Here is a 24,265-nt window from a genome sequence, read left to right on the forward strand (position 1 = left end):
CCTGATTTGCGGATTGAAATCAATTGTGGATGCTGCGCTGCCGAAAGATTTACAGCAGCGCAGGGCAAGTCAGCGTTCTTTTACGTAAGGCTCTCCGCCGGCGCGGGGCGGGATGGCCTTGCCGACAAAACCGGCAAGGATGATGACCGTCATGACATAGGGCAGGGCCCCCAACAACTGGCCTTGGACCTTGATGCCGATCAACGCTTCGATCACATCGGGGCGGGTTTCAAGGGCACCGAACAACCCGAACAGCAACGTCGCCCACAGCGCGTACCACGGCCGCCACTTGGCAAAGATCAACGCTGCCAGCGCGATATAGCCGCGGCCCGCCGACATGTCCTTGATGAACCCGGCCTGCAAGGCGGTGCTAAGGTACGCACCGGCAATGCCGCACAAGACGCCACAGATGCACACGGCGGCATAACGCAGCCCGATGACAGAAACCCCTGCGGTATCTACGGCGGCGGGGTTTTCCCCCACGGCGCGCAGGCGCAGGCCGAACCGTGTGCGATACAGCAGCCACCAGGTCAGCGGCACAGCAGCAAAGGCCGCATAAACCAAGATCGAATGCCCCGAGATCAGTTCGGCATAAAGCGGCCCTATGATGGGCATCGGTTCAATCGTGTCGGCAAAGGGCAGGGTGATCGGATTGAACCGCGCGCCCCCGATCAGCGACGGGGTGCGCCCGCCCTGTTGGAACCAGTCCTGGGCAATCAGCACCGTCAGCCCCGCAGCAAGAAAGTTGATCGCCACACCCGAGATCAGCTGGTTGCCGCGAAATGTGATCGACGCCAGCCCGTGCAGCAAACTTAGCGCGAGCGAGGCTGCAATCCCGGCAAGCAGGCCCAGCCACACATTGCCCGACATCGCAGCAATGGCCGCCGAAAAGAACGCAGCCGCCAGCATTTTGCCATCAAGGCCGATGTCAAAAATCCCGGCACGTTCGGAAAACAGGCCAGCCAGACAGGCCAGCAGCAATGGCGTGGCAAGGCGCACCGTACTGTCCAGCAGTTGGATAAGGGTCATGTAATCCATTATTCTGCTGGCTCCGCTGGTTTGGGCGCACGGGCATTCCGGATGCCAAGGAAGATTTTCTCGAGCGGCATCCGTACCATGTTGTCCAATGCACCGGTGAACAGGATGACCAGCGCCTGAATGACCACGATCAATTCACGCGGGATCGACGTCCAAAGCGCCAGTTCAGCGCCGCCCTGATACAGAAAGCCAAACAGGATCGCGGCCAGAAAGACGCCAAAAGGATGGCTGCGGCCCATCAGCGCCACGGCGATCCCGATGAAACCTGCGCCTTCGGTCGCGTTCAGAACCAGCCGCTCGGCTTCGCCCATGACGTTATTGATCGCCATCATCCCCGCAAGCGCACCGGAAATGACCATCGCGATCATGGTGATCTTTACGGGCGAGATACCGGCATATTTCGCAGCGGATTCCGATTGGCCATAAGCACGGATTTCATAGCCCAGCCGGGTGCGCCAGATCAGCACCCACAGGAAAATACAGGCTGCAACCGCAACCAATAGCGATATGTTCGCAGGGGCTGCTTTGGAAAAGTTGATCCCGATGGGGGCCAGCAGATCATGCAGCGTTGGCAGTTTGGTGGCGTCGGGAAAACGGGCGGTTGCCGGGTCCATACTGCCTTTCGGGCGCATCATGTTTACCAAGATATAGTTCAGCACCGCTGCTGCGATAAAGTTGAACATGATCGTGGTGATGACGATGTGGCTGCCCCGCTTGGCCTGCAAAAACGCAGGGATCGCGGCCCAAGCCGCGCCAAAAAGTGCCGCCATCGCGGTGGCACCGATCAGGGCCAGCGACCAGTGGGGCCAAGGGATATACAGGCAGGCCAGCGCCACGCCCAAACCGCCCAGCATCGCCTGACCTTCGCCACCGATGTTGAACAGCCGCGCATGAAACGCGATGGATACGCACAGGCCGGTGAACATGAAATTCGTCGCGTAATACAGCGTATAGCCCCAGCCATAGGTGCTGCCCAATGCGCCTGTGACCATCAGCTTTACCGCAGCAACAGGGTCTTCGCCGATGCCCAGGATCACCAGCGCCGACAGGATCGCCGCCAACACAAGCGAGATGAGGGGCACAAGAACGACCTCGGCCCATTTTGGCATGACGTCCATTCTAGGCCCCTATCTTTGCATCAGCTTCAGTGTCGGTGATCCCGGCCATCATCAGGCCCAGCTCTTTTTCATCCGTCGCCGACGCGTCGCGCACGCCCATGACCTGCCCGTCAAACATCACCGCGACGCGGTCGCTGAGGGCCAGAATTTCCTCAAGCTCGACGGACACGAGCAGGATCGCTTTGCCCTGATCGCGCAGGGCGACGATCTGCTGGTGGATGAATTCGATGGCACCAATATCGACACCGCGCGTCGGCTGGCCGATCAGCAGCAGGTCGGGGTTGCGTTCGATCTCGCGGGCCAGAACGATCTTTTGCTGGTTGCCGCCGGAAAAGCTCTTGGCGGCCAGCCTCGGGTTCGGGGGGCGCACGTCGAAACGTTCCATCTTTTCAACGGTATCAGCCTTGATCGCGGCATTGTCCATCAGGATGCCATGGCGATAGGCCGGGTCTTTGTGATAGCCAAAGGCGGTGTTTTCCCAGGCTTGAAAATCCATTATCAGACCTTCGCGCTGGCGGTCTTCGGGCACATGGGCGATGCCGCGGTTGCGCCGTGACTGACCGTCGGAGTGTTTGCCCGTCAGGTCCAGCGCCTGGCCTTTGACCTGCACCGATCCTGATCCGGTTTGATATCCGCCCAACACCTCAAGCAGTTCAGACTGGCCGTTGCCCGCCACACCTGCCACGCCCAGAATTTCACCGGCACGCACCTGCAAGTCGATGCCGCGCAGCCGTTCGACACCTTTTTCGTCAACGACGCGCAACCCTTTGATGTCCAAAACCACCTCGGCGGGTTGGGCGGGCTTTTTATCCACGCGCAGCAAGACTTTGCGCCCGACCATCAGTTCGGCCAGTTCAGCGGGAGATGTTTCAGCGGTCTTGACGGTCGCTGTCATCTCGCCCCGGCGCATGACCGATACGGTATCGGTAATATTCATGATTTCGCGCAGTTTATGCGTGATCAGAATGATCGTTTTCCCTTCGGAGCGCAGACGCCCCAGAATGCGGAACAACTGGTCTGCCTCGGCGGGGGTCAACACGCCTGTGGGTTCATCGAGGATCAGGATATCGGCCTGCCGGTACAGGGCCTTGAGGATTTCGACCCGTTGCTGCATGCCGACGCCGATATCCTGGATCAATGCGTCCGGATCGACCTTGAGGCCGTAATCATCCGCCAGCTTCAAAAGGCTTTTGCGCGCCTTGGCCAGTGACGGTTTCAGCAACCGCCCGTCTTCGGCACCCAGAATGATATTCTCGAGCACCGTGAAATTTTCAACCAGTTTAAAGTGCTGGAACACCATCCCGATACCTGCGGTAATCGCGGCCTGACTGTCAGGGATATCCGTCTTTTTGCCACTGATGAAAATCTCGCCCTTATCGGCTTTGTAAAAACCGTAAAGGATGCTCATCAACGTGGACTTGCCCGCGCCGTTTTCACCGATGATCCCATGGATCGTGCCGGGCATAACGCGGATGGAAATGTCTTTGTTGGCCTGCACCGGGCCAAAGGCTTTGGAAATACCCTTTAGCTCAATGGCTGGAGCGGCAGTTGCCTGCCGCTCCATGTTTGTCGTGTCGTTCACGTTCAGAAGCTCAACGCTGGGCAGGTGTCGTCGGACATATAGTCGTGGACCATCAATGTGCCGTCCGCGATTTGTGCAGATGCTTCATCGACAACGGCCTTCATGTCAGCAGAGACGATGTCTTTGTTGAATTCGTCCATCGCATAGCCAACGCCGCCATTGGCGATGCCCATCACGTTAAAGCCTTTTTCCATGCCGGGGCCGTCTTTCATGGCTTGGTAAACAGCATTATCAACACGCTTGAGCATGGAGGTCAAAACCTTGCCCGGGTGCATGTAGTTCTGGTTGCTGTCCACACCGATTGACAGGATGCCTTCGTCAGCTGCGGTTTGCAGAACGCCAACGCCTGTACCACCCGCGGCGGCATAGATGACGTCAGCGCCCTGGCTGATCTGTGCCTTGGTCAGCTCGGAGCCTTTTACCGGGTCATTCCATGCGGAAGGCGTTGTGCCTGTCATGTTGGCAACAATCGTCGCGTCCGGGTTCGCTGCCAGCACACCTTGGGCATAGCCACAGGCGAATTTGCGGATCAGCGGGATATCCATGCCGCCGATAAAGCCGACTGTGTTGGATTTGGACGCCATCGCAGCCATGATGCCAACCAGATACGAGCCTTCGTGTTCGTTGAAGACAACCGAACGTACGTTTGGCGCATCAACAACCATGCCGATGATGACAAAATCGGTTTCAGGGTAATCGCCTGCAACCTGGCCAAGCGCGTCACCAAAGGCAAAGCCGGTCATGACGATCGGGTTGGAACCCGCTTCGGCAAAACGGCGCAACGCCTGCTCGCGCTGCGCTTCGGACTGCAATTCGATTTCGCGGAATGTCTCACCTGTTTCTTCGGCCCAACGCTGTGCGCCCGAAAATGCAGCTTCGTTAAAGGATTTGTCGAACTTGCCGCCAAGGTCGAAAATCAGCGCAGGTTCGGCCAGTGCAGCACCGGCGGTTAGGGCAGTGACAGCAGCGGCACCAAGAAATTTGGTCATTAGGGTCATGGAGTGTCTCCCAGGTTTTGTTGTGTTGGGGTTTGGCGCAGTGCCATACCCGGTCGCGGGTCTACGCCCGTCGATCAGATATACGATACTGCGTAGCGGGTGCCGGGGTCAACCGGATTCTAGGCTTTAGGGGGCAGAATCGCGCGAATGACCACGCGTTAAGTCTTTTGACAGGGTCAGGGCGTCAACGGCCGCCGCATCTTTGCGCAGGTAATAGCGGTGTCTGACGCCTATCTGTTCAAAACCAAGGCTTTGGTACAGCGCGATTGCAGGGACGTTGTCGGCGGCGACCTCAAGAAAAGCGGTGTCGGCACTGCTGGCAATCCACCGCTCCATTAAACGCCGGCCGATGCCCTGTTTCTGATGGGCGGGATCAACGGCAATCGTCAGCAGTTCCGCTTCGCCCGCGATCAGCCGGGTCAGGGCAAAGCCGCCGGTTTCATGGAATGCCGTGATCAGGGGCGACGCAAGCAGGTCCGCAATCTCCTCCGCGCTCCAGCTGCGATCCTGCACAAACGCGGCGGCATGGATGCGGGCCATCTGGTCCGGGGTCACGGGAGGATGGTGGGGGGCGCATCGCGTGCAGGGGCGGCATCGGCAGGGCGCAGATACAGCGGGGCAGGGCGCGGGTTGTCATGGGATGCACGGCCCGCCGCAATATGCGCAATGGCATCAGCCAGCGGCATCCGGGGGGCGGAAACGGTGCCGTTGCACAGCGCGGCGATCATGTCGGCCTGAAAGCCGATACATATCGGATCAGCCCGTGACGGGATCGTCGGCAGGTCGTCAGCGCTGCACATTTCAGGGGCTCGGTCATCCAGTGTCCCAAAGACCTGAACGAACATCTTGTCTTGGCGGGCATCGACGCTGGCGATCACCACGCCATCGGTCCCATAGGCCAATGCCTCGAGCTGGGACACGCCGATGGCCGGAATGCCAAGCCCCAAGGCCAGCCCGCGCGCGGCAGAAACGGAAATCCGGATGCCGGTGAAATTGCCCGGCCCGATGCCCACGGCAATGGCCGTCAAATCATCATATGCCACATTGGCTTGGGCCAGAACGTCGCCACACAGACCCAGCAGGCGTTCGCCTTGCCCCTTGGCCATAGGTTCGATGATGCTTGCAATGATCCGGTCGCCCGACAGCAAAGCGGCCGCACAATGTGCGGCCGATGTGTCAAATGCCAGTATGAGCGGCTTCTTATGCAACCGGGCGTACCTCGGTCACTTCGGGGATGTAGTGGCGCAGCAGGTTTTCGATACCCATCTTCAACGTCAGGGTCGACGACGGGCAGCCCGCGCAGGCCCCTTGCATATGCAGGTAAACAACGCCGCGTTCAAAGCCGTGGAACGTGATGTCGCCGCCGTCTTGGGCCACCGCAGGGCGCACGCGGCTGTCCAGCAGTTCTTTGATCTGGCCCACAATCGCACCGTCTTCGCCGGTGTGTTCGGCATGGCCGGAAACGTGTTTGTGGTCGGTTTCCATGACCGGCTGGCCGGATTGGAAATGCTCCATGATGGCACCAAGAAGCGCAGGCTTCAGGTGGTCCCATTCGATCGCGTCGGCCTTGGTCACGGTCACAAAGTCGGTCCCGAAAAAGACACCGGTCACACCGTCAACTGCGAACAACCGCGTGGCAAGCGGCGATGCGCTGGCAGCCTCGGGGGCAGGGAAATCGGCGGTGCCCATCTCCAGCACGGTCTGTCCGGGTAGGAACTTCAGTGTGGCGGGGTTCGGCGTGGATTCGGTCTGAATAAACATGACATGCTCCTGATAACGGGTTGCCATTGATATGCGGGTTGGCAGGCCCCAAGTCAAGGTTTGGAACGATTCTAAAAACTGCGGCGCGGCGGTATTACGTGATCGCCTCAAGGCGTTCCTTGCTCAAATCTCCGGGGACGATCGTGATCGGAACGGGCAGACTGCCGGCATTGCGCGACAATTGCGTGACCAAGGGCCCCGGCCCGGATTTCTTGTCGGTTCCGGCCCCCAGCACCAACACGCCCACATCGGGATCTTCGGCAAGCTGCGCGATGATCTCGTCGACCACGACACCCTCGCGGATCACCAGTTCGGGTTCGACATTCAGCCGGTCGCGCATCCACTTGGCAAACACCTCGAAATGCACTTCGATCCGCTCGCGGGCTTCGTCGCGCATGACTTCGGCAACGCCGATCCAGTGATTGAACTCATCCGGCGGAATGACCGACAGAACAATAACGCCGCCGCCGGAATTTGATGCACGCATTGCAGCGAAACGCATCGCGTTCAGGCATTCGCGGCTGTCATCGAGAACCACCATAAATTTACGCATCGTTTTCTCCGATCGGGCATCTGGGGCCTCGGCGATCATGCCGTTTGCACATGCCGCTGGCAATCGTGATTTTCCGGGCGCGGGTTAACCCCGCTCTGATGCGGCCCAATCCCAATACATTTCGCGTACCCTGCGGGTGATCGGGCCGATCTGGTATTGTGTGTCATCAAAGGCTTTGACCGGGGTGACCTTCATCATGTTGCCAGACAGGAATACCTCGTCTGCGGCATGGAAATCGTCAAACCCCAAGACGGTTTCATGTACCTTGATCCCGTCGGCACGCATGTTTTCCATGTGACGCGCACGGGTGATCCCGGCAAGGAACGTGCCGTTGGGGATCGGGGTAAAGACCTCTCCGTCCTTGACCATAAACACGTTGGCGGATGCGGATTCCGCGACGTTGCCCATGGCATCAGCCACCAGCGCATTGCCAAAACCCTTGGAGCGCGCCTCGACCATCATGCGCGCGTTGTTGGGATAGAGGCAGCCGGCTTTCGCATTGACCACGTTGTCCTCCAGAACCGGGCGGCGGAAGCGGGTGCGGGTCAGTGTCGTTGCCGCGTCAGGTGCGGCCATCGGAATCTGCTCGAGCGAAATGGCAAAGCCGGTCGCGTCCTTGAGCGGGACGATCCCCAGCTCGTCGCCTGCAAGCGCCCAGTACATGGGGCGGATATAAACCGCATCGGTCTTGTCATAGCCCTTGAGCCCCTCGCGGACCATTTCGACCATATCGGCGGCATCGACAGTGGGGGTGATCATCAACGCCTTGGCAGACCTGTTGATCCGGGCGCAATGGGCGTCAAGGTCAGGGGTCAGCCCGTCAACCATGCGCGCGCCGTCGAACACCGTTGTGCCCAGCCATGCCCCGTGATCGGCCGCTTTGATCACCGACACATCGCCGTCGTGCCACGCACCGTCATAATATGTTTTGATCTTTGTGCCGGTGGCCATGTTATGTTCCTTTGGTCAGCTTTTGGGACTGGTGCGATATATGCCCTCGGGCAAATTCAACGCAATAGTCAGATCGCGCAATTGCTCGGGCGAAAGGTTGATTTTGCTGACCGTATTGGTGCGCGGATCCCATTGTTCAAACGTGACGACGCTGGCAAAGGCCTGCACGATTACGTCTTCGCGCAAGGGTGATTTGCCTTCGTCGACCAGCGTGATCACACTGGCATCAAATTCGTGTTCAATGGTAAACATAAACTGCACAATATTCTTTCGGCGGATCATTGCAAGGGCGTGCCTGCGCAGTATGTTCAATGGGGCAGCACCGCGTTAAACAGGTGCGCAAAGATAGTATCGTGCAAGGTCACAAGGAATTGCCGCTCTATGATTAAGTTTTTTGGCATAGTTGGCGTTGCTGCATTGGTGGCAGGCTGCGAACCCATGATGGATACCGGACCGGTCGCGCAGCCAGCCGTTCAGTCGCAACAGACAAATCTGTCGGCATCCCAGTCTGCGCGCAGCTTTTTGCGTGTTGTCCAGACGGTTGAACCTGTTGCGGAACGCGAATGTCGTGCGCGCACATCCGGCATCAATTGTGATTTCAACATCGTCGTGGATGATCGCCCCGATCAACCCGCCAACGCCTATCAGACCGAAGACCGCGCCGGACGACCGGTGATCGCGTTCACGCTGGCATTGATCGCGGATGCCCGGAATGACGACGAACTGGCCTTTGTGCTTGGCCACGAGGCTTCGCATCACATCGCCGAACACATCGCCCGCCAGCAACAAAACGCTGTCGCCGGTGCCGTGATATTTGCAGGATTGGCGACGCTAAGCGGTGGCGATGCAACCGCAGTCGAAACCGCACAACGCCTGGGCGCGCAGGTGGGCGCGCGGACCTATTCAAAAGACTTCGAGCTTGAGGCAGATGCCCTTGGCACCGTGATCACGAAACGTGCGGGGTATGATCCTTTGCGCGGGGCCGAATTCTTTACCCGCATCCCTGATCCCGGCGACAGGTTCCTGGGCACGCATCCGCCCAATTCCTCCCGACTTGACACTGTGCGCCGTACCGTCGCGGGCATGTAACCGCTTTGCAGCAGCTTGGCCAAATCCTGACAGACCGCGGGTCGAAATATGCGGTTTCCGGCGGGGCGGCCAAGGATCGCGCGGCAGTCGATACCGCGCTCAAGGCCCTCAAGCGTGACAAATCCTATGCCAAGGCAACCCATAACACATGGGCTGTCCTGCTGTCCGACGGTGGCCCGCTCAAGGGCGACGACGGGGAGGCAGGGGCCGGAATGGTCATTATCCGGATGCTGGAACGCGAAGGTCTGTTCGATCATCTGATCGTCGTCACGCGGTGGTATGGCGGCAAACATCTGGGCGGCGACCGGTTTCGCCACGTGCAAACCTGCGTGCGTGCCTATCTGGACGAGCGCCCTGAACGCTGATCCTTGCGGCGTATCACCGGGCCTTGCGCCGGCGTTGCCGCGATAGGTGCCAGCGGTACAGCAGAGGGGCCAATGCAGAATCGTACATGGCACAGGCCACCTGATACACGCCCGGCAAGCCTACGACCTTGGCCAGCCAGCGCATTTGCGGGATCTCCTGCCAAAGAAGGATGAAGGCAGGTATCCCCGAATAGATCTCACCGTCTTTGCGCAGATGCAGACGTTTGGCAGCCTGATCCGCATCAAGCCCCCAATCATCCAGCTTTGTCTGATCGGCCAGATCGACATAGTCGATTTCCAAAGCCTGACTTTGGCTCAGGCGCTCGTAATGCCTGATCTCTCGGCGGCAAACCGGGCAAGAGCCGTTATAAAGAACTTGAATTTCATCCGTCATGGCCAGCGATCTAGCCCGCCATGACGGGGTTTCCAACAATCAGCGCGGTTTGTTGCCATCAATCCAGCGTGACATCATGGTTTTGTCACGGAAACATTCCTGCGGGATGTCGCGGCGTTTGACCCGCGCAATCCTTTCGGCAAACGCCACCTGTTTGGAAGACGGATAATTGGCAAAACGCCCGTCCAGCGGTTTCGGCTTGTGGCTGTCGATCCATGCCGACAAAGCCACCCGATCCGCGCCGATGCCTTCGGGCAATGGCACACCGCTTTTTGAGGCCAGCGACGTGGCATATTGCATCTGCTTTGGCGTCGCGGGCAAAACATGACCGTCTTCATGATCATGCGCCGGTACGGCCCCCTGATCGGTCGAGAATAATCCGGGAAATTGCGGTTGGTAGGACATTCGGGAAGCCCCCTGTATTCTGTTATGGAACATATATAGAACATTAACGGAACATATGCAAGGTCGGTGTGTGATCGTCCTGCTGTATGAGGTATATGTGGTGCTAAAGTTTGAATCGGCAACTACATAGGCTATTTTTGGCCGATGGCGGCGGGGAACATCGGGTCGACGTCGTTTGCAACCTGCGACCACGCAGTCAGCCGATTGAAACCGTCTGATTGAGGTCAAAAAACGGGGGGATTTCGAATGACGGTCTGGAACTTCAATCGGGTCAGCAGATCCGGTCATTAATCTGGCAGGCTCAGTCTGCCTTCTGGCAAGTTCCGTCGAACGCCGCCGCTTGGGTCTTGCCGTGACCGCATGACCTGTGGGGCTGAAACCTAAAGCTCTGTTCCACGCATATAATTTCTACGCTTTTGTCTCTTGCCCCTCTTGGAACCTATCGCTAAACGGGTCAGCGGAGACGTGGCCGAGTGGTCGAAGGCGCTCCCCTGCTAAGGGAGTAGGCCCGGAAGGGTCTCGAGGGTTCGAATCCCTTCGTCTCCGCCATTACATCTTAAATTAGTGATTTATATCAAGGATTTAAGGTGTATCGCGTTTCTGTCGCCCCCCAGTTTGACCCTCAATTTAAATTTGCATGGCGACCTATTTACCTTCAGACTGACGGTGCAAGAAAACGACCATTCGATGCGGTCCCAAACCTTTCACGGCAAGTTTCAGTTGCCCCCCTTTATTCGTTTCCTAAAAACATCTCACGTTCTTCCGCGCTGAGAAGGTGGGTAAATTCGCTGAGAAAATGGCAGTCTGCTCGGTCCTCGTGCCACCGAATCTCGAACCGCTTTCTTTGGTACGCCTGTTCCCACATGCCCTTGGGCTTGGGTGATATTCAATGCGCAGTTCCGGGTTCGCCGCCCAGCGTGGTGCGTAGCTTGTTTACGCGCCTCAACATACGGTCATAGCGCGGCTCTGATCGGCTGGTATGGGTGATGCTGTAGCAATGACGGCAAAGTAAACATCTGGCTCCGGAGAACACCTTGCGGACGCGACCTGTGCAATGCTGCCGCAAGTGCGAAACAAGTCTATCGTGGCACATCAACCACGATTCAGAACCCCACTATCGGCTGGCTGTATGACGTCGAAAAATATCCCAGTAGTATTTTCCACCCAATCTGTGCATAGCTAAAATTCAAAGCATACCAACGCAGAATGGCAACCACATGAAGAAGAGACTCTCAATACTCGCATTGGTGGCTTTTGCCGCGACGAGCAGCGCCTCTTATGCAGACCGTCCTTTAACAATGGCGACAGGGGCAGATAAAACGACGGCATTCGTCGGTTTCAATCTCGTTTTTGGGTCTGCGGGCGTCCAGCCTGAGGCCGTACTCGGCGTTGCTCACGGCAACACCGACAGCTCAGGCGATCTAAGGGGTATGAAGGCCAGCCTGCACTTCAACCTTTTGAACGCGTTCTCTCCAAGCAAGGTCAAGCTCACAGGCATTGTCGGGCAAACTGACAAGCAAGTAGAATTGGGCTTTGGATACAGCTTCGTAAATTCTGGCGTGTTTGCCGTCGGAGGGGTGAATTCAAATCATGTCGTCGTCGGGGCTGACGTCTGGCTCTCTGGTGGTTTGGAAGGTTACATTGGCCTTCAATCAACAGGCAAGTTTGACGAGCCAGCCTTTACCTTCAGGGAACCTGTCTGATCATAACATGAAGGCCCCAGATTAGATTTCGCGGATATTATCTGTACTTAGATATCTGAACTAAGGCGCTTTACTGATACCAAGATGCTCCATGACCTGTATGCGATTAACACCCGATCTCAACCAGAGCCTGAACTTTATCGGACTGGTTTCGGTCATGGAGCGTTTCTTCCCTGTGAGTGGTTAGTATCAGTGTCCCCCAGAGTACCCAAGCGGGCCCTTGAAACGGACCTGACGGGGTCTCTGGCGGACCCGGAAGCGGGGGCTTGGCCGGTTTCGTGTGGAAAGGCCGCAATCGGCCCCTTGGCAAGTGCCAAAGGGTCAGAAAACCGGTGGGGCGGGAAAATCGGCAAGCGGTTTTTCCCGCTTGTCCCCAAGTCAGGTATTGAACAGGAAGTGTAGAACGTCGCCGTCTTTGACGGTGTAGGATTTGCCTTCTGAACGCATTTTGCCGGCTTCTTTCGCAGGGCCTTCGCCGCCGAGATTGACAAAATCATCATAGGCAATCGTCTCGGCGCGGATGAAACCTTTTTCGAAATCACCATGGATCACACCGGCGGCTTTGGGGGCCGACGTGCCTTGCTTGATTGTCCAGGCGCGGGCTTCTTTGGGGCCGACAGTGAAATATGTTTCGAGATGCAGCAGCTCGTATCCTGCACGGATCAAACGATCGAGACCGGCTTCGTCCAGGCCCATCTCGGTCAGGAACATCTCGGCTTCGTCGGCTTCAAGCTGGCTGATTTCTTCCTCGATCTGAGCCGAGATAATAACGGCAGAGTTGCCTTGCGCCGCGGCCATTTCAGCAACTTTTGCAGATAGTGCATTGCCTTCTGCGGCCTCGGATTCACCTACGTTACAGACATAGAGAACCGGCTTGGTGGTCAGAAGCTGCAACATGCGCCAGGCTTTGGCGTCGTCTTCGTCGATTTTGACGGTGCGGGCAGGCTGACCATCTTCGATGGCGGCCTGGGCCAGCGCCAAAAGACGGTCCTGCTGGATGGCGTCCTTGTCGTTGCCTTTGATCTTGCGCACCAGACCGGCGCGGCGCTTCTCGATGCTTTCGAGATCGGCAAGCATCAGTTCGGTGTCGATGGTTTCGGCATCGGCGACCGGGTCAACGCGGCCTTCGACATGGGTCACATCACTGTCTTCAAAACAGCGCAGCACATGGGCAATGGCATCGGTCTCGCGGATGTTGGCAAGAAACTGGTTGCCCAGACCTTCGCCCTTGGACGCGCCTTTGACGAGGCCCGCAATGTCAACAAATGTCATCCGTGTGGGAATGATCTGCTTGGACCCGGCAATTTCAGCCAGCTTATCAAGGCGCGCATCCGGAACCGCCACTTCGCCGACGTTGGGTTCGATCGTGCAAAACGGAAAATTCGCCGCTTGCGCAGCCGCTGTGCGTGTCAGCGCATTGAACAGGGTCGATTTGCCGACGTTCGGCAGACCCACGATACCCATTTTGAAACCCATGACGTCCATCCTTTATGACTTGGCGCTGTCCTAGGGTTTTGCCGGGGTTTACGCAAGTCTTAGCGATATCAGGGGTGATTGCGCGTTTGGTAAATCAGGATCCACGCAAGAAGGATAAACATGGGATGGGTCAATCCGCCCGAAAAGATGATCGCGGGGATCCAGAGCAAAAGCACCACGATGGCCGTGAAAATGCGACCTGTCAGCAGGATTGAAAGCGGCGGGAGCAAAAGCGCGAGTACATAATTCATAGCGGATAAATAGGGTCGGACGCCCCGAGTTAAAGGGGGCGGCCAGTTGCGGCGACGAAAAATTCAAATTTTTCGGACCGGAATTTTTGGAAAATTCCGCCGCCCGACTGTGATGTGCCGCATTGATTTCTGTCGTTATATTCGGCATTGCAACGGGACCACCTAACAAGGGCTGCACCTATGACACGTATCGACGCCAAATTCGCTGATCTGAAATCGCAGGGCAAAAAGGCATTTGTGTCTTATGTCATGGCTGGCGATCCCGATTTTGACACCTCGCTTGAAATCGTGCGTGGTCTGCCCGCTGCTGGCGTCGATATTATCGAACTCGGCTTGCCCTTTACGGATCCAATGGCCGACGGCCCTGCCATCCAACTGGCTGGACAGCGCGCGCTTGAGGGTGGGATGACACTGGACAAGACCCTCGCCCTTGCCGCCGCCTTTCGCGAACAGGATGATACCACGCCGATTGTTTTGATGGGGTATTACAACCCGATCTATTCCAAAGGCGTCGATAAATTTCTGGTAGCCGCCAAGGCTGCAGGCGTCGACGGGTTGATTGTTGTCGACCTGCCACCAGAGGAAGACGCCGAACTGTGCATTCCCGCCCAGGCCGCCGGGTTGAACTTTATTCGTCTCGCAACGCCCACAACCGACGACAAGCGCTTGCCACGGGTCGTGCAGAACACATCGGGCTTTGTGTACTATGTTTCGATCACAGGGATCACCGGTTCTGCCGAGGCGGAAGCCAGCGATGTCGCCCCCGAAGTCGTGCGCATTCAAAAGGCCAGCGGATTGCCCGTGATCGTGGGCTTTGGTGTGAACACGCCGGAAAAATCCGAAGCCATTGCCGCCGTTGCTGACGGCTGCGTTGTCGGCTCTGCGATTGTGTCCAAGATTGCAGGCGGCGCGTCGGTGAAAGACGTGCTTGCCTTTGTGAAAACCCTTTCGGACGGCGCGCACCGCGCCTGAAAACAGACGGTTCAAAGCATTGCTTTCGGCGGCGTCTATTGGTTAGATAATCTGACCAATAAATAGGATGCCCGCCGATGCCCGTAATCACGACCATACAAGACCTCAAGCGCCTGCATGAACGCCGCGTGCCGCGCATGTTCTATGATTACGCCGAATCAGGCAGCTGGACAGAGCAGACCTTCCGCGAGAATACATCCGATTTTGACCAGATCCGTCTGCGCCAGCGTGTCGCCGTCGACATGAGCGGCAGGACAACCAAGACCCAGATGATCGGCCAGGACGTCGCGATGCCCGTGGCGCTTGCCCCTGTCGGGTTGACCGGGATGCAGCACGCCGACGGAGAGATCAAAGCCGCCCGCGCCGCCGAAGCCTTTGGCGTGCCCTTTACCCTGTCCACCATGTCGATCAATTCCATCGAAGACGTGGCCGAGGCGACAACCAAGCCGTTCTGGTTCCAGCTTTATACAATGCGCGACGAAGACTATGTGGCGCGTCTGATCCAGCGGGCCAAGGATGCCAAATGTTCGGCCTTGGTCATCACGCTTGACCTGCAAATTCTGGGCCAACGCCATAAGGATCTGAAAAACGGCCTGTCCGCCCCGCCCAAGCTGACCGCGAAAACCATCGCGAACCTTGCGACGAAATGGTCCTGGGGGATCGAGATGCTGGGCGCAAAACGCCGGACGTTCGGCAATATTGTGGGCCACGTTCAGGGCGTTGATGACACCGCCAACCTTGGCGCCTGGACGGCAGAACAATTCGACCCCTCGCTTGATTGGGGCAAAATCGCCAAGCTGAAAGAACAATGGGGCGGCAAGGTGATCCTCAAGGGAATTCTGGATGCCGAGGACGCCAAGATGGCGCTCAAGGTCGGGGCTGATGCAATCATCGTCAGCAACCACGGGGGCCGGCAGCTGGACGGTGCGATCAGTTCGATCCGCGCGCTTCCGTCGATCCTTGATGCGGTTGGCGATCAGATCGAAGTGCATCTGGACAGCGGAATCAGGTCGGGTCAGGACGTCTTGAAAGCGATGGCGATGGGGGCATCGGGCACCTATATCGGCCGCGCCTTTATCTATGGTCTGGGTGCGATGGGCCAAAAGGGTGTCACAACCGCCCTTGAGGTGATCCACAAGGAACTGGATTTGACCATGGCGCTGTGTGGCGAAACCTCGGTCCAGGCGTTGGGTAAGCATAACCTTTTGATCCCCAAAGGTTTCGAAGGCGTCTGGCAGGATTGATCCCGCGCGGTTGACCGGTTTGGATACGCCAACACCCAACGGGGTTGGCGTATCGGGTCAAAATAACCGGAGCCGGTAAGGCAGCCACGTCACAACTGTGACCAACGCCGCCTGCCGATCCGGGCTTTTTAGCCTTTTCACAGCGGTAAAACCGGTCTATACGCGCGACTTCACGCGGACATACAGCCTTGGAGGATGTCCGCCCTAAACATATTGGAGAATAACATGGCTGGAGAGATTCCTGATCTTGAAGCTTTCGTACGCACGGGGACAGGCAAGGGCGCCGCTCGTCAAGCACGTCGCGACGGCATGGTACCGGGTATTGTATTTGGCGGCGACGTCGATCCACTGCCGATCAACCTTGATTTCAACAAGCTGCTGACCAAGCTGCGCGCCGGTCGTTTCCGCGCTACGCTGTTCAACATGAAGGTTGAAGGCCACGACGACGTTCGCGTTATCTGCCGCGATGTTCAGCGTCACGTTGTAAAAGACTTGCCAACGCACGTCGATTTCATGCGCCTCAAGCGCACCACCAAGATCAACCTGTTCATTCAGGTTGAGGTTTCGGGCGAAGAAGATTGCCCAGGCCTGCGCAAAGGTGGCGTTCTGACGCTGGTACGTCCCGAAGTTGAACTGGTTGTGACCGCAGGCGATATTCCTGATCACATCACAGTCGACATTTCCGGTCTGCAAATCGGCGATAGCGCGACAATCGCGAACGTGGTTCTGCCAGAGGGTTCCAAGCCGGTTATCGACCGTGACTTCGTGATCGCTCAGGTGTCCGCGCCTTCCGGTCTTGCCAGCCAAGACGACGAAGACGAAGATGTTGCAGCAAACGAAGTGCCAGCAACAGAAGTCAAAGAAGACTGATAAAACCGTTCAACCTTACTCGGGTTTGGTTGAGACGAAACGGGGTCGCCATTGGCGGCCCCGTATTTCGTTTGGCCTATCTGTTTGATATGCTGGCCCAAACAAGAGGATATGGCACATGAAACTGATCGTAGGGCTTGGCAATCCAGGCGCGAAATATGCCCGAAACCGTCACAACATCGGCTTTATGGCACTGGATCGCATCGCCGAGGATCACGGCTTTTCCCCGTGGAAGGCCAAGCATCAAGGGCTGGTCAGCGAAGGCCGGTTGGGATCGGAACGCGCCGTTCTGCTGAAACCCGAAACATTCATGAACCTGTCCGGTCAATCGGTTCAGGCCGCCATGCGGTTTTACAAGATCGACGCCGCCGATGTCATCGTGCTGCACGACGAGATCGACCTTGCCCCTGCCAAGGTCAAATGCAAAACCGGCGGTGGCCATGCCGGACATAATGGCCTGCGATCCATTCACGCGCATATCGGGCCGGATTATGACCGTGTGCGGCTTGGTGTGGGCCACCCCGGTCACAAGGACGCCGTGCCCGGCTATGTCCTGCGCGATTTCGCCAAGGCCGATGAAAACTGGCTTGAGGATGTGTTGCGCGGCATCAGCGATGGGGCCCCCGAACTGGTCCGCGGGGACACGGCGAAATTCATGAACGCGGTGGCACTGCGTGTCTCTCCGCCACGGTCCGGCACAGGGACGAAAAAGCCCGCGAAACCGGATACCCAACCCCAAAAGGCAGCACCTGCCAGCACGCCCGAAACACCTGCAGAGCCGCAACCGGACGACCGGTCATCCCTGCAAAAATTAATGGACCGCTTTAAATGACGTTGAAACAAGCTTTCGAAGATCAGGCGGGCCATTGTGTCGCGTTGGGCTCTCCCTTTATGGGGCAGTTGATGAATGTACTGGCGCGCGACTGGCCTGCCGACAGCGCCCTTGGCCGCAAGTTTGCCAGCGTGGCGGGCGACGTGGGCCCGATGGGGGCATCCTTGCCCTTGCGCATCGCGGGCGGGTTGCATGCCCTTGTGTTACAACGAAAATCGCCGCAACTGGCCGCAGTGTACCCGCCCAACAGCGCGTCAGATGCCGATCTGTCTGCTGCCGTGCTTGACGCTATGCAGACCCACGAAGCGTTCCTGATGGACTGGACGAACCACGCGCCACAAACAAACGAAGTGCGCCGGTCTGCCGCCCTGATCGCAGGGGCGCGTGTCGCAGCACAGCGCTTCAACATGCCGTTCCACCTGTCAGAACTGGGCGCAAGTGGCGGCCTGAACCTGATGTGGGATCATTACGCGCTCGAGATCGAGGGCCACCATTTCGGGCCCAACATGTCAACGATCCTGCTGTCGCCCGAATGGACCGGTGCCATGCCGCCGTCGGTGCAACCGCGCATCGAAAAACGGCGCGGCGTGGATTTGAACCCGCTGGACCCGACGCGCCCTGATCATCTGATGCGGCTTATGGCGTATCTTTGGGCCGACCAGCCCGAACGGTTGAGCCTGACACGGTCTGCCGCGTCGGTGATGGATGTGAAGGTTCAACAAGGGGATGCCATTGATTGGCTGGCAAAGCATTTGCCCGAACAGCCCCAAGGGTGCCTGCACCTGATCCAGCATACGGTCGCCTGGCAGTATTTCCCCGCCGATGCGCAGGCCCGTGGCAAAGCATTGATCGAGGCCGCTGGCAAACGCGCTACTCCCAACCGGCCCTTGGCATGGCTGTCGATGGAAAACGATGGTGAAAGCAACAAAGGGGCCGCTCTGACTTTGCGCATGTGGCCGGGCGATATCACCCTGAACCTCGGCCGGGCCGATTTCCATGGCCGCTGGATCGACTGGACGTACAAAGGCTGACCCCATCTGGGGCTGGCAAGCTGTTGGCCGCTGTGATTGGATGCCTTGAAATAGGGGGACTGAACATGCGGACATTCGGTAAGTGGCTCGGGCGGATTTTGCTGGCCTTTGTGCTGGCGGCGCTGGTCGTCGGGGTCTGGAAACGAGACGAGATCGCACGCCTGATGGCTGTGAATTCGCTGTTCGCGCAAGACAAGATTGTCTTTAACTTCAGCCATATGGATCAGGCTTTCCTGTCCACGCCTGTACCGCGCGGCGACGGCCCCACGACCGAATTTGCCTATGGGCCCGAATTCACCCCGATGCCGCAGGTCGATGATTGGATCGCCGAGCGGGACGTAACAGCGCTGGTTGTCCTCAAAGACGGCAAAATCGTTTACGAAAACTACTTTTTGGGTACCGAACCCGATGACCGTCGGATCAGCTGGTCTGTCGCCAAAAGCTATCTGTCTGCCTTGGTCGGTGTCCTGCTGGACGAGGGAAAGATCGCATCGCTGGACGATCAGGTGACCCAATACGCACCCGACCTGATGGGCACTGCCTACGAGGGGGCTACGATCCGCAATGTGTTGAACATGGCCAGCGGCGTCACCTTTGACGAGGATTACCTCGACAAGAATTCCGACATCAACCGTATGGGGCGCGTTATCGCGCTTGGCGGGAAGTTGGACGAATTCACCGCCGCGCTTAAGGACAGTTTTGCCCGGCCGGGGGATCAGTGGCAGTATGTGTCGATTGATACCCATGTGATCGGCATGGTGATCCGGGGCGCAACGGGCCGCACCATCCCCGACCTGCTGAGCGAGAAAATCATCACCCCGATGGGGCTGGAATTTGAACCCTATTATCTGACCGACGGCTCTGGCGAGGCCTTTGTGCTGGGCGGGCTGAACCTGACCACCCGCGACTTTGCCCGAATGGGGCAAATGTTTTTGCAAGACGGGATGTATAACGGCACCCAGATCATACCTGCCGAATGGGTTGCGGCATCCACCGCGCCCACGGCCCCCACCCAAGCCGATGCCATCGGCTATGGCTATCAGTGGTGGGTCCCCAAAGGGGCGACCAAAGGCGAGTTTATGGCGCGCGGCGTCTATGGGCAGTATATCTATATCAACCAGACGGATGGCGTTGTGATCGCCACCAATGCTGCCGACCGCAAGTTTCGCAACGACGGCGTTTCGGAGCAAAACGTCGAAATCTTTCGCCTGATCAGCGCGACTTTGGGGGGCAAGTGATGACACCTGATGACAGCATCAATGTTCTGGGCACCGCCCTTGTGATCTGCGGCACCGATCCTGTGACCGGATTTTTCCGCGACGGGATGTGCAACACCTGTGACGCAGATCAGGGCAGCCATACAGTCTGCGCCGTAATGACCGCTGAATTTCTGGCCTTTTCCAAATATGTCGGCAACGACCTGAGCACGTCACGGCCCGAATTCGGCTTTGTCGGATTGGAACCGGGCGATCCGTGGTGCCTGTGCGCCGCGCGTTTTCTGCAAGCCGCCGAAGAGGGCTGCGGCCCGCTGGTCCACCTTGAGGCAACCCATAAACGCGCGCTTGAGATCGTGCCGATGGACGTGCTGAAGGATCATGCGGTCGTAACTGGCCAAGGCTATGCATCGTGATCCGTGCTTTGATCGCTGCTTACCTTTGTTTGACGGCATTGCCTGCCGCTGCGCAGGATGTCTTGCGCCCTCAGGAAATGCGCCGCCTTGACCGGTTCGAGCAGACGGCAGGAGAAGCCCTGCTGCAGGCCTTTCAAACCGGTGCGCCAAGTGACATCGCCGCCTTGACGGTTGCGCTTTCGGGCACCCCGTTGGTGGCATTTGACGAAGGGCTGGGGGGCGACTGGACCTGCCGCACCGTGAAGCTGGGCGGGATATCCGGGCTAATCGTTTATACCCCGTTCAAATGCCGCCTTACGTTTCAGGGCAACGGATACACGTTCGAGAAACTGAGCGGATCACAACGCACCAGCGGTTTTTTGTCCTTGCGTGACGGACGGGCTGTCTATGTCGGTGTGGGGTATGTCGCGGGCAGCATTCCGCCAGCTTACGCAGATTTGGCCGCCGATTTCGAAGGGGACGGGGAAATTCAGCCCGACATCGCCGTGTTCGAACGGGTCAGCAACCAACGGGCAAGGCTGATGTTTCCCGCACCCGTCGTCGAAAGCGATTTCGATATACTGGAGTTGACGCGTTAGGTGACCGTCAGGCGTCAGGTGGCTAGGATGCAGGCGACCCGCATCCTAGCGTTTGTCGTTTAGGCAAAGGCACCCATTTCAAATTTCAGTGCCTTGGCGACTGTAAAGATGTCTTTGTCGCCACGCCCGCACATGTTCATGCAGATGATGTGGTCTTTCGGCAGGTCTGGCGCGATCTTCATGACATGTGCCAAGGCGTGCGAGGGCTCCAGCGCGGGGATGATCCCCTCAAGCTTGCAGCTGAGCTGGAAGGCTTCCAATGCTTCGACATCGGTGATCGACACATATTTTGCGCGGCCGATATCATGCAGCCACGAATGTTCAGGCCCGATGCCGGGGTAATCAAGGCCGGCCGAGATCGAGAACCCTTCGAGGATCTGCCCGTCGTCATCTTGCAACAGATAGGTCCTGTTGCCATGCAAGACACCCGGACGCCCGCCGGTTAGCGACGCGCAATGCTCCATCTTTTCATTCACGCCTTTGCCGCCGGCTTCGACGCCGATGATGTTGACCTGCTTATCGTCCAGGAAAGGATAGAACAGACCCATCGCGTTGGACCCGCCGCCAATGGCCGCGATCAAGGTGTCGGGCAGGCGGTCTTCGGCCTCCATCATCTGTTCGCGGACTTCCTTGCCGATGATGCTTTGGAAATCGCGCACCATGGCGGGGTAGGGGTGCGGACCCGCGACCGTGCCGATGCAATAGAACGTATCGCGGACATTGGTCACCCAGTCGCGCAGGGCGTCGTTCATCGCATCTTTCAATGTGCCACGGCCAGAGGTGACGGGGATCACTTCGGCCCCAAGCAACCGCATACGGAAAACGTTGGGTGCCTGACGTTCAACATCATGCGCGCCCATATAGACCACACATTGCAAACCGAACTTGGCACAAACCGTTGCCGTTGCCACGCCGTGCTGGCCGGCACCGGTTTCAGCGATGATCCGTTTTTTACCCATGCGGCGGGCAAGAATGATCTGGCCCAAGACGTTGTTGATCTTATGCGCACCGGTGTGGTTCAGCTCGTCGCGCTTCATGTACACCTTGGCACCGCCCAGATGGTCGGTCAGACGCTCGGCGAAATACAAGGGGCTGGGACGGCCAACATAGTGCTTCCACAGGAAATTCATTTCGGCCCAGAAACTGTCGTCGGTCTTGGCCTTTTCATATTGCTCTTCCAGCTCGAGAATCAGAGGCATCAGGGTTTCTGAAACGAACCGCCCACCGAAATCGCCGAACCGGCCGTTTTCGTCGGGTCCGGTCATGAAAGAGTTGAAAAGATCATTGGACATGAGGTGCTCCTTGCGCTTGGCATAGCCATAGCGCCCCAGCTAAGGCAGGTAAAGACAAGGACGCGGCGACGATTTGACACTTATGGTTAACGCCCACCGCGTCAGACGGAAAATTCGAATTTTCCGGTCCGGAATTTTTGAAAAATTCCGCCGCGCCCTCACTCGAATATCTTGAGCAATTTACGTTTCAGTTCGTCTTCCACGCGGTCTTTCAAGGCGTCTTCGACTGATTGCCCGTCTTCACGCGCCACCCCCAGCTTTTCCTGCAATTTATTTTCCAGTTTTTGCTGGGCTTTTTCTTTCTCGGCGGCAAAGTTCAAATCGATTGCGGCCTGCAAATCGGGTTTGATCTGCGGGGAGGCCCAAGGCCCGAAAATCCGCACCGGCACCGCAAACCCCCGATCACCGTTCACCCGCAACGCTTTTGGGGTGACGGTGTAATCGACCGTTTGCGCGCCAATGCCCACTTTGCCCGCGCCCGTTGCGGTAAAGTTGGGCAAGAGCATCAGCAGATCACTGTTGGCAAGCACGCCCTGATCCATCGTGAAAGTCGCACCAAGGGAATCAAATACGGTAGTCCCGCCTTTGACATCGAAATTGCCCATCAAGGCATCCAGATCGATCCCGTCGATGCTGCCGCGCCCGACATTGAGAGCGCCATCCCCCTTGAGGGACCGCATGATGGCGTCAATGGATTGCCCGACCCCCAAAAAGCTCAGATCCGCATCGCCGGTCCCTTTGAACCGCGACAGGCCCGCCGTTTGCACCAGCAAGGGCTGCATCTGGATGCCGCGTGCTGCCAGTTTGCCGCCGACAGACAGGCCGCTGCGGTTGTTCACCACGAACTCACCGCTGACGATGCCACCATAGGCGTTGATTTCGCGCAGTTCGGCCACCATCCGCGCGTTGTCATTGCGCAGCAAGACCCGCGTGGCACCCAAGGTCAAAGTCCCCAGTTCCACGCCCTCGGCCCGCAGGGCGATTTCGCCGTTGAAACCTGCCAGAGCGGCGGCATCAATCCGCGACGTGGACCAGCCCGCCTGCGCCGCCGCCGTTGTGCCAGCGCTTGCCGCGCTTTCGCTGCTGCCTGCAAATCCGGCCAGATTCAGCAAGCCGGTGGTTAGTTGCGCGTTGATGTTGGGTGTGCCGTTCAATGTGATATCGGCAGCACCGCGCAGGGTGTTCCCGCCCAGATCAGCCGTCATTTCGCGCAGGGCAAGGCGGCGGTCAGGGGTCAGGGTCAGTTGCAGCTTTACATCGGCGCTGCGGCCCAAACCTTGGGGCAGCTCAACTGTGCCTGCGCCAAGGGAGGCCAGAAACCGTCCGGTGTCCGGCGTCTTGAACACCAGATCGCCCGCGACCGCACCATTCAGCCCGGCCCGTCCCGCAAGGGTAAAGCCGCCGCCTTTGGTGTCCAGTCGCGCCGTGATTGGGCGCACGTCACCGTTCAGAAATTGGTCGAACCGCGAGATATTGGCCTGAACCGACACGCGGTCGCCCGCTGGCCGCAGCGCCGCGTTGATCACCGCGTCGCCTGCACGCTCGGGCCAATCGAGGGACAGATCAACGCCTTCGTATCTGACCAGATCGGACCCTTCGGCATCGTAAATCAAGGTGGCGTCGGTGATGTTCAGCCGCTGGATGGTCAAGGGGCGCGGTGTGCTTGCGGGTGCGGTCGGTGCCGTTTCAATTTGTGCATCGCTGCCGCCATCGCTGAACTGCCAGCTTGCGCGCCCGTCCTTGCGGTGCTCCAGCCGGATCGTCGGGCTTTGGGCTTCGATGTTGGTGATCTTGATTTCGCCGCGGATGAACGCCAGCGCATCGACGCCAATTGCCGCGTTTGCGGCGGACAACATCGCGCCATCCTTGGCCCATGACGCATTCCCGACCTCAAGCCCACCGGCGCTGACCCCAAGGATGGGCCAAAAGGTGATGCCGACATCGCCGGTGATTTTGACGTCACGCCCCGTCAGATTGCGCAGTTGATCCGCCGCAATCCGCGCGATCCGGTCTGCGGGCAGCAGAAACAAGGACCCGATTGCAACGGCTATGATCAGCAGCAGCACCCCGAAAATTCTGATAATCCATTTCATTGCCCGTCTCCTTGCCCGTTACGGGGTCTTTCCCAGACC

Annotated in this window: 27 protein-coding genes and 1 tRNA gene; 12 read left to right on the forward strand and 16 right to left on the reverse strand. The window is 58.1% G+C overall.

What is annotated here, in order from left to right; translation table 11 throughout:
• Window positions 1–69: 69 nt before the first annotated feature.
• From HGT1_RS00985 to HGT1_RS01030, 10 genes are all read right to left on the reverse strand, one after another.
• Window positions 70–1,038 carry an ABC transporter permease gene (locus HGT1_RS00985; RefSeq protein WP_176248109.1) on the reverse strand — a complete coding sequence of 323 codons (969 nt, stop codon included), beginning with the start codon at window positions 1,036–1,038 and terminating at the stop codon, window positions 70–72.
• Window positions 1,038–2,156 carry an ABC transporter permease gene (locus tag HGT1_RS00990; protein WP_176248110.1) on the reverse strand — a complete coding sequence of 373 codons (1,119 nt, stop codon included), beginning with the start codon at window positions 2,154–2,156 and terminating at the stop codon, window positions 1,038–1,040. Before HGT1_RS00990 ends, HGT1_RS00985 begins: the two co-directional genes overlap by 1 nt.
• A gap of 1 nt (window position 2,157) precedes the next feature.
• Window positions 2,158–3,720 (reverse strand): ABC transporter ATP-binding protein, encoded by a 1,563-nt coding sequence (locus HGT1_RS00995; protein WP_373029410.1) that lies wholly within the window; start codon window positions 3,718–3,720, stop codon window positions 2,158–2,160.
• A gap of 20 nt (window positions 3,721–3,740) precedes the next feature.
• Window positions 3,741–4,736, reverse strand: a complete 996-nt coding sequence (locus HGT1_RS01000) for a BMP family protein (protein WP_176248112.1) — start codon at window positions 4,734–4,736, stop codon at window positions 3,741–3,743.
• Between the two features lie 126 nt (window positions 4,737–4,862).
• The gene (locus tag HGT1_RS01005) at window positions 4,863–5,276 is read right to left on the reverse strand and encodes a GNAT family N-acetyltransferase (protein WP_176248113.1); all 414 of its coding nucleotides are present in this window, start codon (window positions 5,274–5,276) and stop codon (window positions 4,863–4,865) included.
• Between the two features lie 11 nt (window positions 5,277–5,287).
• Complete coding sequence (tsaB, locus tag HGT1_RS01010) at window positions 5,288–5,944, reverse strand: tRNA (adenosine(37)-N6)-threonylcarbamoyltransferase complex dimerization subunit type 1 TsaB (RefSeq protein WP_176248114.1); 657 nt, start codon at window positions 5,942–5,944, stop codon at window positions 5,288–5,290.
• Window positions 5,937–6,497, reverse strand: coding sequence for a NifU family protein (locus tag HGT1_RS01015; RefSeq protein WP_176248115.1), 561 nt, complete (start codon window positions 6,495–6,497; stop codon window positions 5,937–5,939). The genes tsaB and HGT1_RS01015 overlap by 8 nt, the downstream gene beginning before the upstream one ends.
• Window positions 6,498–6,591: 94 nt before the next feature.
• Window positions 6,592–7,050 (reverse strand): universal stress protein, encoded by a 459-nt coding sequence (locus tag HGT1_RS01020; protein WP_176248116.1) that lies wholly within the window; start codon window positions 7,048–7,050, stop codon window positions 6,592–6,594.
• A gap of 84 nt (window positions 7,051–7,134) precedes the next feature.
• Window positions 7,135–8,001: a branched-chain amino acid aminotransferase gene (locus tag HGT1_RS01025; RefSeq protein WP_176248117.1), complete on the reverse strand. Its 867-nt coding sequence runs from the start codon at window positions 7,999–8,001 to the stop codon at window positions 7,135–7,137.
• A gap of 15 nt (window positions 8,002–8,016) precedes the next feature.
• Complete coding sequence (locus tag HGT1_RS01030) at window positions 8,017–8,253, reverse strand: hypothetical protein (protein ID WP_176248118.1); 237 nt, start codon at window positions 8,251–8,253, stop codon at window positions 8,017–8,019.
• Between the two features lie 129 nt (window positions 8,254–8,382).
• Between HGT1_RS01030 and HGT1_RS01035 the strand changes: the two genes are divergently transcribed.
• Entirely contained in the window at window positions 8,383–9,090 is a 708-nt protein-coding gene (locus HGT1_RS01035) for a M48 family metallopeptidase (RefSeq protein ID WP_176248119.1), read from the forward strand.
• Between the two features lie 5 nt (window positions 9,091–9,095).
• On the forward strand, window positions 9,096–9,455 hold the full coding sequence (locus tag HGT1_RS01040) for a YigZ family protein (RefSeq protein ID WP_176248120.1): 360 nt from the start codon (window positions 9,096–9,098) through the stop codon (window positions 9,453–9,455).
• Between the two features lie 13 nt (window positions 9,456–9,468).
• On the opposite strand, the gene HGT1_RS01045 is transcribed toward HGT1_RS01040, so the two are convergent.
• Entirely contained in the window at window positions 9,469–9,849 is a 381-nt protein-coding gene (locus HGT1_RS01045; protein WP_176248121.1) for a thiol-disulfide oxidoreductase DCC family protein, read from the reverse strand.
• A gap of 39 nt (window positions 9,850–9,888) precedes the next feature.
• Window positions 9,889–10,254: a hypothetical protein gene (locus HGT1_RS01050; protein WP_176248122.1), complete on the reverse strand. Its 366-nt coding sequence runs from the start codon at window positions 10,252–10,254 to the stop codon at window positions 9,889–9,891.
• 459 nt (window positions 10,255–10,713) lie between these two features.
• On the opposite strand from HGT1_RS01050, the gene HGT1_RS01055 reads away from it, so the two are divergent.
• Together HGT1_RS01055 and HGT1_RS01060 are read left to right on the forward strand one after the other, a co-directional pair.
• Window positions 10,714–10,803, forward strand: a tRNA-Ser gene (locus HGT1_RS01055).
• 668 nt (window positions 10,804–11,471) lie between these two features.
• Window positions 11,472–11,957, forward strand: a complete 486-nt coding sequence (locus HGT1_RS01060) for a hypothetical protein (protein ID WP_176248123.1) — start codon at window positions 11,472–11,474, stop codon at window positions 11,955–11,957.
• Window positions 11,958–12,335: 378 nt separating this feature from the next.
• On the opposite strand, the gene ychF is transcribed toward HGT1_RS01060, so the two are convergent.
• Both ychF and HGT1_RS18260 read right to left on the reverse strand, forming a co-directional pair.
• Window positions 12,336–13,433 (reverse strand): redox-regulated ATPase YchF, encoded by a 1,098-nt coding sequence (ychF, locus tag HGT1_RS01065; protein ID WP_176248124.1) that lies wholly within the window; start codon window positions 13,431–13,433, stop codon window positions 12,336–12,338.
• A gap of 68 nt (window positions 13,434–13,501) precedes the next feature.
• Window positions 13,502–13,684, reverse strand: a complete 183-nt coding sequence (locus HGT1_RS18260; RefSeq protein WP_255200051.1) for a hypothetical protein — start codon at window positions 13,682–13,684, stop codon at window positions 13,502–13,504.
• 180 nt (window positions 13,685–13,864) lie between these two features.
• Between HGT1_RS18260 and trpA the strand changes: the two genes are divergently transcribed.
• From trpA to HGT1_RS01105, 8 genes are all read left to right on the forward strand, one after another.
• Window positions 13,865–14,656 carry a tryptophan synthase subunit alpha gene (gene trpA / locus HGT1_RS01070; protein WP_176248125.1) on the forward strand — a complete coding sequence of 264 codons (792 nt, stop codon included), beginning with the start codon at window positions 13,865–13,867 and terminating at the stop codon, window positions 14,654–14,656.
• A gap of 77 nt (window positions 14,657–14,733) precedes the next feature.
• Window positions 14,734–15,900 (forward strand): alpha-hydroxy acid oxidase, encoded by a 1,167-nt coding sequence (locus tag HGT1_RS01075; RefSeq protein ID WP_176248126.1) that lies wholly within the window; start codon window positions 14,734–14,736, stop codon window positions 15,898–15,900.
• A 225-nt stretch (window positions 15,901–16,125) separates the two neighbouring features.
• Window positions 16,126–16,770 (forward strand): 50S ribosomal protein L25/general stress protein Ctc, encoded by a 645-nt coding sequence (locus tag HGT1_RS01080; RefSeq protein ID WP_176248127.1) that lies wholly within the window; start codon window positions 16,126–16,128, stop codon window positions 16,768–16,770.
• Between the two features lie 118 nt (window positions 16,771–16,888).
• Window positions 16,889–17,602: an aminoacyl-tRNA hydrolase gene (gene pth, locus HGT1_RS01085; RefSeq protein WP_176248128.1), complete on the forward strand. Its 714-nt coding sequence runs from the start codon at window positions 16,889–16,891 to the stop codon at window positions 17,600–17,602.
• On the forward strand, window positions 17,599–18,633 hold the full coding sequence (locus HGT1_RS01090) for a DUF2332 domain-containing protein (RefSeq protein WP_176248129.1): 1,035 nt from the start codon (window positions 17,599–17,601) through the stop codon (window positions 18,631–18,633). The genes pth and HGT1_RS01090 overlap by 4 nt, the downstream gene beginning before the upstream one ends.
• Window positions 18,634–18,698: 65 nt before the next feature.
• Window positions 18,699–19,871, forward strand: a complete 1,173-nt coding sequence (locus tag HGT1_RS01095; protein ID WP_176248130.1) for a serine hydrolase — start codon at window positions 18,699–18,701, stop codon at window positions 19,869–19,871.
• On the forward strand, window positions 19,871–20,263 hold the full coding sequence (locus tag HGT1_RS01100) for a DUF2237 family protein (protein ID WP_176248131.1): 393 nt from the start codon (window positions 19,871–19,873) through the stop codon (window positions 20,261–20,263). The genes HGT1_RS01095 and HGT1_RS01100 overlap by 1 nt, the downstream gene beginning before the upstream one ends.
• Window positions 20,260–20,841: a DUF4893 domain-containing protein gene (locus HGT1_RS01105; protein ID WP_255200052.1), complete on the forward strand. Its 582-nt coding sequence runs from the start codon at window positions 20,260–20,262 to the stop codon at window positions 20,839–20,841. Before HGT1_RS01100 ends, HGT1_RS01105 begins: the two co-directional genes overlap by 4 nt.
• Before the next feature lie 59 nt (window positions 20,842–20,900).
• Here HGT1_RS01105 and trpB read toward each other — a convergent pair whose 3' ends face one another.
• Window positions 20,901–22,133: a tryptophan synthase subunit beta gene (gene trpB, locus HGT1_RS01110; RefSeq protein ID WP_176248132.1), complete on the reverse strand. Its 1,233-nt coding sequence runs from the start codon at window positions 22,131–22,133 to the stop codon at window positions 20,901–20,903.
• Window positions 22,134–22,291: 158 nt separating this feature from the next.
• Complete coding sequence (locus HGT1_RS01115) at window positions 22,292–24,226, reverse strand: AsmA family protein (protein ID WP_176248133.1); 1,935 nt, start codon at window positions 24,224–24,226, stop codon at window positions 22,292–22,294.
• Window positions 24,227–24,265 lie beyond the last annotated feature (39 nt).

Source organism: Sulfitobacter sp. HGT1 (assembly GCF_013282155.1).
In the GTDB taxonomy this organism is placed as follows: domain Bacteria; phylum Pseudomonadota; class Alphaproteobacteria; order Rhodobacterales; family Rhodobacteraceae; genus Sulfitobacter.

Coding starts and splice junctions, on each gene's coding strand:
- HGT1_RS01000 (WP_176248112.1), bottom strand. CDS start 4,736: ATGACCCTAATGACCAAATTTCTTGGTGCCGCTGCTGTCACTGCCCTA.
- HGT1_RS01100 (WP_176248131.1), top strand. CDS start 19,871: ATGACACCTGATGACAGCATCAATGTTCTGGGCACCGCCCTTGTGATC.
- HGT1_RS01060 (WP_176248123.1), top strand. CDS start 11,472: ATGAAGAAGAGACTCTCAATACTCGCATTGGTGGCTTTTGCCGCGACG.
- HGT1_RS01045 (WP_176248121.1), bottom strand. CDS start 9,849: ATGACGGATGAAATTCAAGTTCTTTATAACGGCTCTTGCCCGGTTTGC.
- HGT1_RS01005 (WP_176248113.1), bottom strand. CDS start 5,276: ATGGCCCGCATCCATGCCGCCGCGTTTGTGCAGGATCGCAGCTGGAGC.
- HGT1_RS01030 (WP_176248118.1), bottom strand. CDS start 8,253: ATGTTTACCATTGAACACGAATTTGATGCCAGTGTGATCACGCTGGTC.
- ychF (WP_176248124.1), bottom strand. CDS start 13,433: ATGGGTTTCAAAATGGGTATCGTGGGTCTGCCGAACGTCGGCAAATCG.
- HGT1_RS00995 (WP_373029410.1), bottom strand. CDS start 3,720: ATGGAGCGGCAGGCAACTGCCGCTCCAGCCATTGAGCTAAAGGGTATT.
- HGT1_RS01015 (WP_176248115.1), bottom strand. CDS start 6,497: ATGTTTATTCAGACCGAATCCACGCCGAACCCCGCCACACTGAAGTTC.
- HGT1_RS01075 (WP_176248126.1), top strand. CDS start 14,734: ATGCCCGTAATCACGACCATACAAGACCTCAAGCGCCTGCATGAACGC.
- HGT1_RS01050 (WP_176248122.1), bottom strand. CDS start 10,254: ATGTCCTACCAACCGCAATTTCCCGGATTATTCTCGACCGATCAGGGG.
- HGT1_RS01095 (WP_176248130.1), top strand. CDS start 18,699: ATGCGGACATTCGGTAAGTGGCTCGGGCGGATTTTGCTGGCCTTTGTG.
- HGT1_RS01020 (WP_176248116.1), bottom strand. CDS start 7,050: ATGCGTAAATTTATGGTGGTTCTCGATGACAGCCGCGAATGCCTGAAC.
- HGT1_RS00985 (WP_176248109.1), bottom strand. CDS start 1,038: ATGGATTACATGACCCTTATCCAACTGCTGGACAGTACGGTGCGCCTT.
- HGT1_RS01115 (WP_176248133.1), bottom strand. CDS start 24,226: ATGAAATGGATTATCAGAATTTTCGGGGTGCTGCTGCTGATCATAGCC.
- HGT1_RS18260 (WP_255200051.1), bottom strand. CDS start 13,684: ATGAATTATGTACTCGCGCTTTTGCTCCCGCCGCTTTCAATCCTGCTG.
- pth (WP_176248128.1), top strand. CDS start 16,889: ATGAAACTGATCGTAGGGCTTGGCAATCCAGGCGCGAAATATGCCCGA.
- HGT1_RS00990 (WP_176248110.1), bottom strand. CDS start 2,156: ATGGACGTCATGCCAAAATGGGCCGAGGTCGTTCTTGTGCCCCTCATC.
- trpB (WP_176248132.1), bottom strand. CDS start 22,133: ATGTCCAATGATCTTTTCAACTCTTTCATGACCGGACCCGACGAAAAC.
- HGT1_RS01035 (WP_176248119.1), top strand. CDS start 8,383: ATGATTAAGTTTTTTGGCATAGTTGGCGTTGCTGCATTGGTGGCAGGC.
- HGT1_RS01080 (WP_176248127.1), top strand. CDS start 16,126: ATGGCTGGAGAGATTCCTGATCTTGAAGCTTTCGTACGCACGGGGACA.
- HGT1_RS01090 (WP_176248129.1), top strand. CDS start 17,599: ATGACGTTGAAACAAGCTTTCGAAGATCAGGCGGGCCATTGTGTCGCG.
- trpA (WP_176248125.1), top strand. CDS start 13,865: ATGACACGTATCGACGCCAAATTCGCTGATCTGAAATCGCAGGGCAAA.
- HGT1_RS01025 (WP_176248117.1), bottom strand. CDS start 8,001: ATGGCCACCGGCACAAAGATCAAAACATATTATGACGGTGCGTGGCAC.